Origin of the sequence: Helicobacter pylori SA221C (assembly GCF_000476855.1) — a bacterium.
GTDB lineage: Bacteria > Campylobacterota > Campylobacteria > Campylobacterales > Helicobacteraceae > Helicobacter > Helicobacter pylori_DK.
In genome coordinates this window covers 1-13,784 of the sequence record NZ_CBPT010000008.1, presented here as the reverse complement: position 1 = coordinate 13,784, position 13,784 = coordinate 1, and the positions used below count along the sequence as shown (strand labels likewise).

Sequence of the window (13,784 nt, the reverse complement as noted above, 5' to 3'; positions counted from 1 at the left end):
CCATTAGAAAACATAAGTGCATTTGAGTGAAAACACCACCACAACCGCGCTTGCTTTCTGTTAAAAAGCTTTAAGCGAGCCAATCAATAGAAAGCGTAAGGGAAGTATCCCGGCGCTCCATACCCATAAGGCCCATAAGGCATAAGACCTGACCCATAAGGCATGAAACCATAGGGCATGTAATAATAAGGCATGTAATAGCCTCCATACATCCCGTTTTGCATGGGCGAATTGAGGTTATCCACTGAATTGTAAAAGCCGTTTAAAGAGCCATAAGCGTTATAATTAGTGAAACGATTGATTAAAGGCGTGGTGCGCGCATCAATAGTGGCGTTTTCTTGCTGGATCGCCTTTTCTTCTCTGGCGACTTCTTGGGCTTTAGTCTCTTTGGGATCTTTAACTAGCACTTCTTCTATAGGCACATTCGCCCCACAAGCGCTTAACAGATAGGCTAAAAAGCCAGCGTTTAAAAAAAGAATGATTTTAGAGAGATGAGCGGATTGGTGGGGTAAAAAAGTTTTATTGTTTTGATGCATGGGATTTCCTAAATTTTAAAATTAACTAAAGATTAACATGTTTTTAATTTAATATTCATTAAGCTTTTGTGGTTATTTCATTTTAATTGTGTTTTTCATTAAAACCCAATCACTAAAATCTTATTTTTATGATAAAATACCTAGTCATAACATCAAATCTTAAACCAAAGAAAAATAAAGAAAAACCATGAAAAAAGTCCTCTTACTAACTCTCTCTCTCTCTCTCTCTCGTTTTGGCTCCACGCTGAAAGGAACGGATTTTATTTAGGTTTGAATTTTGCAGAAGGAAGCTATATTCAAGGACAAGGTAGCATCGGCGAAAAAGCTTCAGCAGAAAACGCCTTAAATCAAGCGATCAATAACGCAAAAAATTCATTATTCCCTACAACACAAAACACAAAAGCCATAAGAGATGCGCAAAACGCCTTAAATGCAGTGAAAGATTCAAACAAAATCGCTAACCGATTCGCAGGAAATGGTGGGTCTGGCGGTATTTTCAATGAACTCAGCTTGGGGTATAAATATTTTTTGGGCAAAAAAAGGATTATAGGGTTTAGGCACTCTCTTTTTTTCGGTTACCAACTTGGTGGCGTTGGTTCTGTTCCTGGCAGCGGTTTAATAGCTTTTTTACCCTATGGTTTCAATACGGATTTGCTCATTAATTGGACCAACGATAAGCGAGCGTCCCAAGAATACGTTGAACGAAGGGTAAAAGGGCTCTCTATATTTTACAAAGATATGACCGGCAGAACGCTAGACGCTGATACATTAAAAAGAGCGTCAAGGCACATAATCAGAAAATCTTCAGGGCTTGTGATTGGCATGGAACTAGGGGCTAGCACTTGGTTTGCAAGTAACAATCTCACCCCTTTCAATCAAGTCAAGAGCCGCACGATTTTTCAGTTACAAGGGAAATTTGGCGTTCGTTGGAGTAGTGATGAATACGATATTGATCGCTATGGCGATGAAATCTATCTTGGAGGTTCTAGTGTGGAATTAGGGGTTAAAGTGCCAGCTTTTAAAGTCAATTACTATAGCGATAATTATGGGGATAAATTGGATTATAAAAGAGTGGTGAGCGTTTATCTTAACTATACATATAACTTTAAAAACAAACATTAAAACATGTTTTTTACCGCTCTTTAGTTGGTTTTTTAAAAAACCTTATTTTTTATTAGTTTGAAATTCTTCATAGCCTTTTTTTCTCAATTGGCATGCCGGGCATTCATCGCAGCCATAACCATAAGCGTGCAAAATCTTTCGCTCTCCTTGATAGCAAGTGTGCGTTTCTTTGATGACTAAATCCAAGACGCCTAAATCTTTAGCCATTTGAAATTCTTGCGCTTTACTTAAAAACATTAGAGGCGTTACAATTTTAATTGCCGTGTTTGAGCCTAAATTTAGGGCATGCTCGATGCTTTTAATAAAATCTTCTTTACAATCCGGATAGCCGCTAAAATCCGCTTGCGAAACCCCTAAAGCGATGTTACTAGCCCCTAGTTTTTGCGCGTAAGAATGCAAAAGGGTGATAAAAATAGCGTTACGATTAGGCACAAAAGAGTTGGGTAAATCTTTATTTTGTGCATGTGAATGCCCCATTAAATCGTTAGAGTTTTTAAAAAGCGCGGAGCGAGTGATATTTTCTAAAAAATCTAATGGGATGATTTCATAAGGGAGTTGTAAAAGAGAAGCGATTTTTTGAGCGCATTCTAATTCCACAGAGTGTTTTTGCGCGTAATCAAACCCCACTAAACAGATTTTTTTAAAACGCTTTTTCGCCCACACGGCTAAAGTGGTGCTGTCTTGCCCGCCGCTAAAACCGATCACGCAAATTTCTTGTTCCATCAAAATTCCTTAAAAATTCTAAAAAGATATAATAACACAAAGAAATTTTAAGAGTAAAAAGCGTGTTTGAGTTAGAAGAAGGATTGAAAGAATTGTTTGACATTTATGAAAAATCCCCTTATGAGCTTTACTTGGTAGGGGGGTGCGTGCGCGATTGTTTGATGGGCATTACCCCTAAAGATTATGACTTGACCTCAAACGCTTTAGTCAATGAAAGCAAAGAGCTTCTTTTAAAGCACGATTTTAGGGTTCTAGAAACCGGTATCAAACATGGCACGATCACGGCTCTTAAAAACCATCAGAGCTATGAAATCACAACTTTTAGAATTGAAAAAGGGCATATCAAACACCGAAAGCCTAAAGAATTGGTTTTTAGCGCTCATTTGACAGACGATTTAAAGCGGCGCGATTTTAGCATGAATGCGATCGCTTATAGCCCTACAAAAGGGATTATTGATCCTTTTAAAGGGCAGAATGCGATTGAAAATCAAATAATTGAATGCGTGGGGGAAGCGCGATTGAGGTTTTTTGAAGACGCTTTAAGGATTTTAAGAGCGCTGCGATTTAGCACGACTTTAGGCTTTAAGATAGCGCCAAGCACTAAAGAAGCGGTTTTTGCATGTAAGGATTTGTTAAAACACCTCTCCAAAGAGCGCTTACAAAGCGAATTGAATAAGCTTCTTATGGGGAAAAACGCCTATGAAGTGGCCAAAGAATATCAAGAAATTTTGGAGTTGGTTATTCAAGAAAAAATAGAAAATTTAGGGTTTTTAAAAAACGCACCTTTCAATCTGGAATTAAGATTGTTAGGGTTTTTTAAACATCAAAAAAGTTTAGAAAATCTACGATACCCTAAAAAAACTTGTGTTTTATTTTTAAAAGCTAAAGAATGCCATAAAGCTTTTTTAAATATTCATAACAAAACAGAATTAAAATTTTTATTGAAAAACTATGATTTAGAGCCTTTTAATTTGGCTTTAGATTTTTATGCACTCAAAAACCCCAAACACGCTTTAAAAATTAAAGGCTTGTTAAAAGAAATCTTTGATTCTAACGAGCCTTTTAAAAAAGAACACCTAGCCCTTAAGGGCAGCACGCTCCAAAGCTTGGGCTACCAACACCAAAAAATCGGCGAAATTTTAAACGCATGCTTAAATTTAGTCATTGAAAATCCTAAAAATAACGCTTTAGAGTGGCTGATAAAATGGGTTAAAGATCATTATTTACCTAATGATGCTATAAATCTTTCGCCAATAGGCAGAAAAAATTAAAAACAGAGAAAACATGATAACGATGAATGCGATTCAATGGCCTAAGAAATGGATTCCAGGAGAGACCGATAATTTCGTATCCAATGAAGTCATTGTCAAAGGTTTGGATTTTAATAAAGTGGTGCAGCATTTAAGAGACGCGTCTTGTTGGGAAAAGTATTACAAAAATTCAGGGAATGTCCACATGCATAATCAAGACAATACCATTCTTAAAGACAAGACTCGTTTCCGTTTTGAAACTTTTGGCTTTTTAGTGGAGGCACAGGTGGAAGAGTTTGAATTGAAAGACACCATACTGCGTTTGGCTTGGAGAGGTTGGAATGAAGCTAAAGGCGATGAGTATCTTGAAGTCTATCATGCATGGCTAGTTGAAAAACTGGATCATGATCGTGTGCGTATTCTAACCCAAGAAAGCCAATCGGGAGCCCCTGCTAAAGCTTTAGCGAAATCTGTGCCTAATGCGATGCTAAATGGCCATCAAGCTTGGTTAGATGGTTTAGTGGCGTATTCACGCCAATAAGTGAGGATTGAATGAAAATCGGATGGATTGGACTAGGGGCTATGGGAACTCCTATGGCGACTCGCTTGCACGATGCAAATTTAAAAGTGTCGGTTTATAACCGAACAGAGAGCAAAGCAGCCTCTTTAAAAGAAAAAGGCGTAGCGGTTTATACTAACCCTATAGATTTGGCCGCTAAAGTTGATCTGGTTTTTATTATGCTTTCGGATAAAACGGTGATTGATGCTGTTTTAGTGCCAGAATTTTGGGAACAGATGTCTAAAAAAATCGTGGTGAATATGAGCACTATCGCCCCTTTGGAAAGCTTATCTTTAGAAAAAACCGCTCAAAAGCATCAAGTAACTTACCTTGAAGCACCCGTTTCAGGATCGGTTGGCGCGGCCAAAGCTGGGGCTTTATTGATTTTAGCGGCAGGTGAAAAAGAAGTGGTTGCTCAACTCAAACCTGTTTTGGTGCATTTGGGGAGTCAAACCTTTTATTTGGGTAAGATTGGTCAAGGGACAGGGGCTAAATTATCCATTAATAGCCTTTTGGCTCAAATGGGGGTCGCTTATTCAGAAGCTTTGCTGTTAGCCAAACATTTAGGAGTTGATGCAGAGTTGTTTTTACAAATTATTGGCCAATCTGGCATGAATTCGCCTCTCTTTCAAGCTAAAAAAGGCATGTGGCTACAAGATAGCTATCCGGCCGCTTTCAGTTTGAAACTCATGCTCAAAGACATTCGTTTAGCTAACAATGAAGCAGGAGAGGCGATTCAATTGCCATTCTTATCTAAAGCGCAAGAGCTTTATTCTCAAGCGGAAAAATCCGGTTTAGGCGAAATGGATATGGCAGCCGTTTATCATTATTTAGAAAAAGGAGAACATTAAAATGGACAGAGAACAAGTGGTTGCTTTACAGCACCAACGATTTGCTGCAAAAAAATACGATCCTAATCGTCGTATTTCCCAAAAGGATTGGGAAGCTTTGGTTGAAGTGGGGAGATTAGCCCCTTCTTCAATCGGGCTTGAACCATGGAAAATGCTTTTATTGAAAAATGAACGCATGAAAGAAGATTTAAAACCGATGGCCTGGGGGGTGCTTTTTGGTTTAGAGGGAGCGAGCCATTTTGTCATTTATCTTGCGCGAAAAGGCGTTACTTATGACAGCGATTACGTTAAAAAAGTGATGCATGAGGTTAAAAAAAGGGATTATGACACTAATTCCAGGTTCGCTCAAATCATCAAAAATTTCCAAGAGAACGATATGAAACTCAATAGCGAACGATCTTTGTTTGATTGGGCTAGCAAGCAGACTTATATCCAAATGGCGAACATGATGATGGCAGCGGCCATGTTAGGGATTGATTCTTGCCCGATTGAAGGGTATGATCAAGAAAAAGTGGAGGCTTATTTAGAGGAAAAAGGCTATCTGAACACGGCGGAATTTGGCGTGTCGGTAATGGCTAGTTTTGGTTATCGCAACCAAGAAATCACCCCTAAAATCCGCTGGAAGACAGAAGTTATTTATGAAGTGATTGAATAAAAAACGCTTTTAGCTTTTTGATAACCAACCATAAAGAGCTTGGCGTTAGCCAAGCGCTAATCTCTTGAATAATGCCTATTCATGTTTGATAAAACAGAACTACCACAACACAATTAAGTATTCTTTAGGTATAATCAAAAACTATTTTTAAATAAAGGGTTTTTTATGCTTCGTTTTGCGCCTTCGCCTACAGGGGATATGCACATAGGGAATTTAAGGGCAGCCATTTTTAACTACATTGTGGCCAAACAGCAACATAAACCCTTTCTCATTCGCATTGAAGACACGGACAAAGAGCGTAACATTGAAGGCAAAGACCAGGAAATTTTAGAGATTTTAAAGCTTATGGGGATAAGCTGGGACAAGCTCGTGTATCAAAGCCATAACATAGATTACCACAGAGAAATGGCAGAAAAATTACTGAAAGAAAATAAAGCGTTTTATTGTTATGCGAGCGCGGAGTTTTTAGAAAGAGAAAAAGAAAAAGCCAAAAACGAGAAACGCCCTTTCAGGTATTTAGACGAGTGGGCCACTTTAGAAAAAGACAAAAACCATGCCCCTGTGGTGCGTTTAAAAGCCCCAAATCATGCGGTGTCTTTCAATGATACGATTAAAAAAGAAGTGAAATTTGAACTTGGTGAATTGGATTCTTTTGTGCTTTTGAGACAGGATAAAAGCCCTACTTATAATTTCGCTTGCGCATGCGATGATTTGCTTTATGAAATCAGTCTGATCATTAGAGGCGAAGATCATGTGAGTAACACCCCTAAACAAATTTTAATCCAGCAAGCTTTAGGCTCAAACGATCCGATTGTTTATGCGCATTTGCCCATTATTTTAGATGAAGTAAGCGGTAAAAAGATGAGCAAAAGAGATGAAGCGTCCAGCGTGAAATGGCTTTTGAATCAAGGGTTTTTACCGGTTGCGATTGTGAATTACCTCATCACTATCGGTAATAAAGTGCCTAAGGAAGTTTTTAGCCTTGATGAAGCGATAGAATGGTTTGATTTAGAAAATCTTTCCAGTTCCCCAGCTCATTTTAATTTAAAATATTTAAAACACTTAAACCACGAGCATTTAAAGCTTTTAGACGATGAAAAGTTATTAGAACTCACTTCAATAAAAGATAAAAACCTCTTAGGGCTTTTGAGATTGTTTATAGAAGAATGCGGCACGCTTTCAGAATTGAAAGAAAAAATTTCGTTGTTTTTAGAGCCAAAGGATATTGTTAAAACTTATGAAAATGAAGATTTTAAAGAGCGTTGTTTAGCGCTTTTTAACGCCCTAAAAAGCATGGATTTTCAAGTCTATAAGGATTTTGAAAGTTTTAAAAAGGAAGCCATGCGATTAAGCCAGCTTAAGGGTAAGGATTTTTTCAAACCTTTGCGCATCCTTTTAACCGGGAACTCGCATGGCGTTGAATTGCCTTTGATTTTCCCCTATATCCAAAGCCATCATCAAGAAGTTTTAAGGCTCAAAGCATGATCTTTTCTACCCTTATCAATGCGATAGCGGTGATTTTAAGCTCGCTCATTACGATTTATATGTGGGTGGTGATCATTTATTCGCTTATAGGCTTCGTGCAGCCTAACCCCAATAACCCCATCATGCAAATCCTCGCTCGCTTGTGTGAGCCGGTGTTTTGTTTTTTACGCTCTAGATTCAAGCTGGTGTTTAACGGGTTGGATTTCTCTCCTTTAGTGGTGGTCATTGTTTTGAAATTCTTGGATCTCACGCTCATTCAGTGGCTTTTCATGCTTGCTAAAAACCTTTAAAGAAAATAACCGCATGCGTTTTTTTATTTTATTTTTTATCGGTATGCTTGGCGTTGGTTTTTCTCAAACCGAGTTCAATTTAAAAGATTTAGAAAAAAAGCCCGCTGGGATCGTTAGGGATTATTATTTGTGGCGTTATATTAGCGATAAAAAAACCAGTTTAGAAAACGCTAAAAAAGCCTATGAATTGACTCAAAATAAAAACAACGCCCTACAAAAGGCCATGCAAGAAAAAGGCTCAGACAATTCAGAAAAAAACCCTGATGTTAAATTGCCTGAAGATATTTATTGCAAACAAATTACTCTAGAAAGCATGTTGGAAACAACAGACACTTTCCAAAATAGCTGTATCGCTATCGCTTTAAAATCAAAAATCAGAGATTTTGATAAGATCCCCCTTCAAACCATCAAGCCCTTACAAGAAAAAATCAAAGAGGCTTACCCCGTTCTTTATGAAGAATTAGAAATCTTGCAAAGCAAGCATGTGAGCGCTTCTTTGTTTAAGGCTAACGCGCAAGTGTTTAGCGCGCTTTTCAATCATTTGAGTTATGAAAAAAAGCTCCAAATTTTTGAAGAGCATATCCCCATTAAAGAGTTAAACCGCCTTTTAGATGAAGATTACCCGGCGTTTAACCGCTTGATTTATCAGGTTATTTTAGATCCCAAATTGGATCATTTTAAAGACGCTCTGGCTAAAAGTAACGCTACCCACAGCAACGCGCAAACCTTTTTTATCCTAGGGATTAACGAAATCTTACGCAAAAAACCCTCTAAAGCGCTCAAGTATTTTGAACGCTCTGAAGCGGTGGTTAAAGACGATGATTTTTCAAAAGACAGAGCGATCTTTTGGCAGTATTTAGTCTCTAAAAAGAAAAAAACTTTGGAACGCCTTTCACAAAGCCCTGCCCTAAATCTCTATAGTCTTTATGCGAGCCGCAAGCTCCAAACCACGCCCAGTTATCGCATCATTTCTCACATCCAAAATTTAAGTCAAGAAGACCCTCCTTTTAACACTTATGACCCTTTTTCGTGGCAAATTTTTAAGGAAAAAACCTTGAGTTTGAAAGATAAGGGCGCGTTTAATGCGATGCTAAAAAGCTTGTATTATGAAAAAAGCACCCCTGAATTGACCTATCTTTTAAGCCAACGCAATAAAGACAAGATTTATTATTATTTATCCCCTTATGAAGGCATTATTGAATGGCAAAATACTGATGAAAAGGCTATGGTGTATGCGATCGCTAGGCAAGAAAGCTTTTTGCTTCCGGCAGTCATTTCGCGCTCGTTCGCTTTGGGGCTTATGCAAATCATGCCCTTTAATGTAGGGCCTTTCGCTAAACGCCTTGGCATGGATAACATTGATCTAAACGACATGTTTAACCCCAATATCGCCCTCAAACTTGGCAATTATTACTTGAACCATTTGAAAAAAGAATTCAACCACCCCCTTTTTGTCGCCTACGCTTATAACGCTGGGCCTGGGTTTTTAAGGAGATGGCTAGAAAGCTCCAAACGATTTAAAGAAAAAAATCATTTTGAGCCATGGCTTAGCATGGAGCTTATGCCTTATAGCGAGACTCGCATGTATGGCTTTAGGGTCATGCTCAATTACTTGATTTATCAAGAAATTTTTGGGAATTTCATCCCTATTGATGGATTTTTAGAACAAACTCTTAACTCAAAGGACAAACCATGATTAAAAAATGCCTTTTTCCTGCCGCTGGCTATGGCACGCGCTTTTTGCCGATCACTAAAACCATTCCTAAAGAAATGCTGCCCATTGTGGATAAGCCTTTAATCCAATACGCTGTGGAAGAAGCGATGGAAGCAGGCTGTGAAGTGATGGCGATCGTTACAGGAAGAAATAAAAGAAGCTTAGAAGATTATTTTGACACGAGCTATGAAATAGAGCATCAAATCCAAGGCACTAACAAAGAAAACGCCCTAAAAAGCATTCGTAACATTATAGAGAAATGCTGTTTTTCCTATGTGCGCCAAAAGCAAATGAAAGGCTTAGGGCATGCGATTTTAACCGGAGAGGCTCTCATAGGCAATGAGCCTTTTGCGGTGATTTTAGCCGATGATTTATGCATAAGCCATGATCATCCAAGCGTGTTAAAGCAAATGATTTCATTGTATCAAAAATACCAATGCTCCATTGTAGCCATTGAAGAAGTGGCGTTAGAAGAAGTTTCAAAATACGGCGTGATTAAGGGCGAATGGTTAGAAGAGGGGGTGTATGAGATTAAAGACATGGTGGAAAAACCAAGCCAAGAAGACGCCCCAAGCAACCTAGCCGTGATAGGGCGCTACATTTTGACTCCGGATATTTTTGATATTTTGCGTGAGACTAAACCGGGTAAAAACAATGAAATCCAAATCACAGACGCCTTACGCACTCAAGCCAAAAGAAAGCGGATCATCGCTTACCAATTCAAAGGCAAACGATACGATTGCGGGAGCGTGGAAGGCTATATTGAAGCGAGTAACGCTTATTATAAAAAACGCTTATAAATCTTATCAACATGGGCAATTTGACTTATTACGCTTACATGTATTTGATCCTCTTTGTATGCTTGCTGCCTGTGTTATTGGTGGGGCTTGCTTGGAGGCTTACTCGCCCCCCCTTAAAGCAAGATATTCCTAATAAAAGCCTCTCTTTAGAAAATTTGAGCGAACAAATCAAAAACCTTAAAAGCGCACCAGCTTTAGAAAAACTTAAAAACAGCTTTAATGAGCGTTTTAAAATTTGCCCTAAAGATAAAGAAACTCTGTGGCTAGAAACGATCCAAAATTTAGTCGCTTCAGAATTTTTTGAATTAGAAGACGCTATTAATTTTGGGCAAGAATTAGAAAACGCTAACCCTAGTCATGCACAAAAAATCGCTAACGCTACCGGCTTAGCCCTTAAGAATAAAAAAGAAAAAGGATAGAATTGGATTTTTTAGAGATTGTAGGACAAGTCCCTTTAAAAGGGGGGGTAGAAATTTCAGGGGCGAAAAACTCCGCGCTCCCCATTTTAGCCGCCACGCTTTTAAGCCAACAGGAAATCAAAATCAAATCTTTGCCCCAAGTGGTGGATATAAAAGCGATGGCGTTATTGTTGCAAAATTTAGGTGCAGAATTAGAATGGCTTAACCCCCACACGCTCCAACTCAGCGCCAAATCCCTGCACCACACCGAAGCCACTTACGATTTAGTGCGTAAAATGCGCGCTTCCATTTTGGTTTTAGGCCCACTATTGGCGCGTTTTAAAGAATGCTTGGTGAGTTTGCCCGGTGGGTGCGCTATAGGAGCCAGGCCTGTGGATTTGCACTTAAAAGCGATGCAACAATTAGGGGCTGAAATCAAAATTGAGCAAGGCTATATCCACGCAAAAGCCCCTAAAGGCTTGAAAGGGAATGATATTTTATTTGATAAAATCAGCGTTACAGGCACAGAAAACGCCCTCATGGCAGCCAGTCTTGCCAAAGGGATCACGCGCATCATTAACGCTGCTAAAGAGCCAGAAATCGCTCAATTGTGCGCGTTTTTACAGAGTGGGGGCGTAGAAATTGAGGGCGTTGGCAGCAGCGAGTTAAAGATTAGGGGGGTAGAAAATGACGCTTTAAATTTAAAAGACATTCAAATCATACCCGATAGGATTGAAGCAGGCACTTATTTATGCGTGGGGGCTATCACTAACAGCCAGCTTAAAATCAATCGTATCATCCCTAACCATCTTCAAGCGATCACTGACAAGCTCATAGAAATTGGTTTTTCGCTAGACATTCAAGAAAATTCTATAGAAATTTATCCGGCCAAAAAACGACAAGCCTTTGAAATCACCACGAAAGAATACCCAGGCTTTCCCACAGACATGCAAGCGCAATTCATGGCACTAGCCACGCAGTGTTTGGGGACGAGCGTGATTGAAGAAACGCTTTTTGAAAACCGCTTCATGCATGCAAGCGAATTGCAACGCTTGGGGGCTAGTATTAGCCTAAAAACGAATGTGGCTACCATTAGCGGATCCACAGAGCTTACCGGAAGCGATGTGATGGCGACGGATTTAAGGGCTTCTTCGGCTCTCATTTTAGCCGCTTTAGTGGCTAAGGGTGTGAGTAGGGTGCATAGGATTTACCACTTGGATAGGGGTTATGAGAGATTAGAGGATAAAATCAACGCCTTAGGGGCAAAAGTATTGCGCTTAAAAGAAAAATAATCCAAGATTTGGTTACAATAGCTAGAATATTTTTCAATTATTACATAAGGAGCTTTTATGCGTATTGAGCATGATTTCATTGGGCAAATGGAAATTAGCGATGAAGTTTATTACGGGATCCAAACTTTAAGAGCGAGTGAAAATTTTTTCATCACCAACGACAAGCTTTGCAGTTATCCTGTTTTTATCAAATCTTTCGCTCAAGTCAAAAAAGCGGCTGCTTTAGCGAACGCGCAATTAGGCTTGATTGATGAAAAGCTTAAAATTGCGATTTGCCATGCGTGCGATTTGCTCATTGATGGCAAATACCATGATCAATTCATTGTGGATATGATTCAGGGGGGGGCTGGCACAAGCACGAACATGAACATGAATGAAGTGATTGCTAATTTGGCTTTAGAATACATGGGGCATCAAAAGGGCGAGTATCAATTTTGCCACCCAAACGACCATGTCAACCGCTCTCAATCCACCAATGACGCCTATCCTAGCGCCTTAAAAATCGCTATTTATGAGCGCTTGAGCAATTTAGTCGCTCCCATGAAGGCTTTAAGGGACGCTTTCGCTCAAAAAGCTAAGGAATTTTCCCATGTGATTAAAATGGGGCGCACCCAGCTTCAAGACGCTGTGCCTATGACTTTAGGGCAAGAGTTTGAAACTTATGCCTTGATGGTTGATAGGGATATTGAGCAGGTTTTAGACGCTAGGAATTGGGTAAGAGAGCTTAATTTAGGCGGCACGGCTATTGGCACAGGGATCAATTCGCACCCGGATTATCGCAGTTTGATTGAAAAGAAAATCCAAGAAGTAACGGGCCGACCCTTTGTCATGGCTAATAACTTGATAGAAGCCACTCAAAGCACGGGAGCGTATGTGCAAGTGAGTGGGGTGTTAAAGCGTATTGCGGTCAAACTTTCTAAAGTTTGTAACGATCTCAGGTTGCTTAGTTCAGGCCCTAGAGCCGGGCTGAATGAAATCAATTTGCCTAAAATGCAGCCGGGCAGCTCTATTATGCCCGGTAAAGTCAATCCGGTGATCCCTGAAGTGGTCAATCAAGTGTGCTTTGCGGTGATTGGGAATGATTTGAGCGTGGCGTTAGCCGCAGAAGGAGGGCAATTGCAACTCAATGTGTTTGAGCCGGTTATCGCTTACAAGCTTTTCCATTCCTTTGTGATTTTAGGGCGCGCGATTGAAACCTTAACGACTAAATGCGTGGAAGGCATCACGGCTAATGAAAAGATTTGCCACGATTATGTCTTTAACAGCATTGGCATTGTTACCGCGCTAAACCCTCATATCGGCTATGAAAAATCCGCTATGATCGCTAAAGAAGCCTTAAAAAGCGATCGCTCTATCTATGACATCGCTTTAGAAAAGAAAATCCTAACTAAAGAGCAACTGGACGATATTTTCAAGCCAGAAAACATGCTAAGCCCTCACGCTTTCAAAAAGCATAAAGATTAAACGCTTTGCAACTTTCACGCCTTCAAACTTTACGCTCCCTTTATATGGAGCGTCTTTTGGGCGAAACTTACACCAATACCAACCTTGCCAAGCCCCAAAATAAGCCCCTTAACAAACAAGTTCATGAGGGCATAGAAAATTGCAACCTGTGCAAACGCCATCAACATTCAAAACCGGTGGTTGGGCTTTTTAACGCTCAATCTAAGATCACTTTTATCACGCTAACCCCCATGCTGGATAGCCAATTAAATTTTTTAAACAATTTAAAAGCAGCCATGTTAGAGAGCATTATCCAAAAGGTTTTTAACTACCCCTTAAAAGATTGTAGTATTTTATCGCTCCTTAAATGCGACTCTAACAGCCTTAATTTAGAAGAAGAAATCAACGCATGCCTATCTCATTTAACCTGGCAATTAGACAATAGCGCTTCAAAAGTCATTGTGGTATTTGGCGAGATTTTGCCCAAACGCCTTTTAAACCTTTCTAAAGAAGAATCCTTTGGGCGCGTCGTGTCTTTAAAAACCAAACATTTTTTAAGCACCCATGCTTTAGAGAACATGCTCAAAAACCCCACGCTCAAAAAAGAAGCGTTAGCGCATTTTAAAATAGCGCTCCAGTTTCTCAATCAGTCTTAAAATACGCCTT

15 protein-coding genes are annotated in these 13,784 nt (G+C 39.5%); 13 read left to right on the top strand and 2 right to left on the bottom strand.

Going from position 1 to position 13,784, the window contains the following annotated elements:
• Positions 1 to 83 precede the first annotated feature (83 nt).
• Entirely contained in the window at positions 84 to 536 is a 453-nt protein-coding gene (locus tag QU01_RS04960) for a hypothetical protein (RefSeq protein WP_033762645.1), read from the bottom strand.
• A 174-nt stretch (positions 537 to 710) separates the two neighbouring features.
• Here QU01_RS04960 and oipA point away from each other — a divergent pair, with 174 nt between their 5' ends.
• A complete protein-coding gene (oipA, locus tag QU01_RS04955) occupies positions 711 to 1,658 on the top strand; it encodes an outer inflammatory protein OipA (protein ID WP_154213344.1) in 948 nt (315 codons plus the stop codon).
• A 42-nt stretch (positions 1,659 to 1,700) separates the two neighbouring features.
• Here the strand turns inward: oipA and queC are convergent, their stop codons facing one another.
• Entirely contained in the window at positions 1,701 to 2,381 is a 681-nt protein-coding gene (gene queC, locus QU01_RS04950) for a 7-cyano-7-deazaguanine synthase QueC (protein ID WP_033762639.1), read from the bottom strand.
• A gap of 62 nt (positions 2,382 to 2,443) precedes the next feature.
• Here queC and QU01_RS04945 point away from each other — a divergent pair, with 62 nt between their 5' ends.
• The 12 genes from QU01_RS04945 (at position 2,444) to QU01_RS04890 (ending at position 13,774) form a co-directional block, all read left to right on the top strand.
• On the top strand, positions 2,444 to 3,652 hold the full coding sequence (locus QU01_RS04945) for a CCA tRNA nucleotidyltransferase (protein WP_033762637.1): 1,209 nt from the start codon (positions 2,444 to 2,446) through the stop codon (positions 3,650 to 3,652).
• A gap of 13 nt (positions 3,653 to 3,665) precedes the next feature.
• The gene (locus QU01_RS08380; protein ID WP_033762635.1) at positions 3,666 to 4,172 is read left to right on the top strand and encodes an SRPBCC family protein; all 507 of its coding nucleotides are present in this window, start codon (positions 3,666 to 3,668) and stop codon (positions 4,170 to 4,172) included.
• An 11-nt stretch (positions 4,173 to 4,183) separates the two neighbouring features.
• On the top strand, positions 4,184 to 5,041 hold the full coding sequence (locus QU01_RS04935; RefSeq protein ID WP_033762634.1) for an NAD(P)-dependent oxidoreductase: 858 nt from the start codon (positions 4,184 to 4,186) through the stop codon (positions 5,039 to 5,041).
• A 1-nt stretch (position 5,042) separates the two neighbouring features.
• Positions 5,043 to 5,696, top strand: a complete 654-nt coding sequence (frxA, locus tag QU01_RS04930) for an NAD(P)H-dependent flavin oxidoreductase FrxA (RefSeq protein WP_033762633.1) — start codon at positions 5,043 to 5,045, stop codon at positions 5,694 to 5,696.
• A 165-nt stretch (positions 5,697 to 5,861) separates the two neighbouring features.
• Positions 5,862 to 7,181: a glutamate--tRNA ligase gene (gene gltX, locus QU01_RS04925; RefSeq protein ID WP_033762631.1), complete on the top strand. Its 1,320-nt coding sequence runs from the start codon at positions 5,862 to 5,864 to the stop codon at positions 7,179 to 7,181.
• Positions 7,178 to 7,471, top strand: coding sequence for a YggT family protein (locus QU01_RS04920; RefSeq protein WP_033762629.1), 294 nt, complete (start codon positions 7,178 to 7,180; stop codon positions 7,469 to 7,471). Before gltX ends, QU01_RS04920 begins: the two co-directional genes overlap by 4 nt.
• 13 nt (positions 7,472 to 7,484) lie before the next feature.
• Positions 7,485 to 9,167, top strand: a complete 1,683-nt coding sequence (locus QU01_RS04915) for a lytic transglycosylase domain-containing protein (RefSeq protein ID WP_033762699.1) — start codon at positions 7,485 to 7,487, stop codon at positions 9,165 to 9,167.
• Entirely contained in the window at positions 9,164 to 9,985 is an 822-nt protein-coding gene (galU, locus tag QU01_RS04910; RefSeq protein WP_033762628.1) for a UTP--glucose-1-phosphate uridylyltransferase GalU, read from the top strand. The genes QU01_RS04915 and galU overlap by 4 nt, the downstream gene beginning before the upstream one ends.
• Positions 9,986 to 9,996: 11 nt before the next feature.
• The gene (locus QU01_RS04905; protein WP_033762626.1) at positions 9,997 to 10,404 is read left to right on the top strand and encodes a hypothetical protein; all 408 of its coding nucleotides are present in this window, start codon (positions 9,997 to 9,999) and stop codon (positions 10,402 to 10,404) included.
• 2 nt (positions 10,405 to 10,406) lie between these two features.
• Entirely contained in the window at positions 10,407 to 11,675 is a 1,269-nt protein-coding gene (gene murA / locus QU01_RS04900; RefSeq protein WP_033762624.1) for a UDP-N-acetylglucosamine 1-carboxyvinyltransferase, read from the top strand.
• A 57-nt stretch (positions 11,676 to 11,732) separates the two neighbouring features.
• The gene (gene aspA, locus QU01_RS04895) at positions 11,733 to 13,139 is read left to right on the top strand and encodes an aspartate ammonia-lyase (protein WP_001217488.1); all 1,407 of its coding nucleotides are present in this window, start codon (positions 11,733 to 11,735) and stop codon (positions 13,137 to 13,139) included.
• 44 nt (positions 13,140 to 13,183) lie between these two features.
• Positions 13,184 to 13,774, top strand: a complete 591-nt coding sequence (locus QU01_RS04890; protein WP_033762697.1) for a uracil-DNA glycosylase family protein — start codon at positions 13,184 to 13,186, stop codon at positions 13,772 to 13,774.
• Positions 13,775 to 13,784: the final 10 nt, after the last annotated feature.